The 578-nt window shown below is 69.4% G+C and carries 1 protein-coding gene; it reads left to right on the plus strand.

The features are described 5' to 3' along the window. On the plus strand, nucleotides 1–578 hold a 578-nt coding region (locus tag ACT3UN_RS16555; RefSeq protein ID WP_444657673.1), incomplete at both ends, for an LCP family protein.

Below are 578 nucleotides of genomic sequence, written 5' to 3' on the forward strand. Positions count from 1 at the left end.
GAGGGCTGGGACGTGATGAGCATGGCCACCCAGATGCAGAACCTGGCCGGCGGCAACGTGACCTTCCAGACCATCCCGGTGACCAGCATCGACGGCACCAGCGACGACGGGCAGTCGGTGGTGACCATCGACAAGAGGCAGGTCCACAGCTTCTTCGACGACCTGCTCGGTGACGACTCCGACAGCGACTCCGAGGATGCCGACGACTCCGACTCCGAGGACTCCGCCAGCGACATCGAGGACTACGAGCCCTCCGAGTCCACCGTCTCGGTCTACAACGCCAGCGGTGTCAGCGGACTCGCCGCCCGCGTGGGTGACCTGGTCTCCGGCGCCGGCTACGGCATGGGCGAGGTCGGCAACGCCGACGAGACCGGCATCTCCGAGAGCCAGGTCAACGTCGCCGACGAGAACGACCCTGCGGCACGGGGCCTGGCCGACCAGCTCGGCGGGCTGACCGTGGTCGAGGACTCCAGCCTGGAGCCCGGTGAGATCAGGGTGACCCTGGCCGGCACCTACGACGGCCCCGGCACCTCCGAGACCGGTGTCGACGAGCCGCTGCCCGCCGTGGGCGAGTCCGG

The organism is Corynebacterium sp. AOP12-C2-36, assembly GCF_052379185.1.
Taxonomy (GTDB): Bacteria; Actinomycetota; Actinomycetes; order Mycobacteriales; family Mycobacteriaceae; genus Corynebacterium.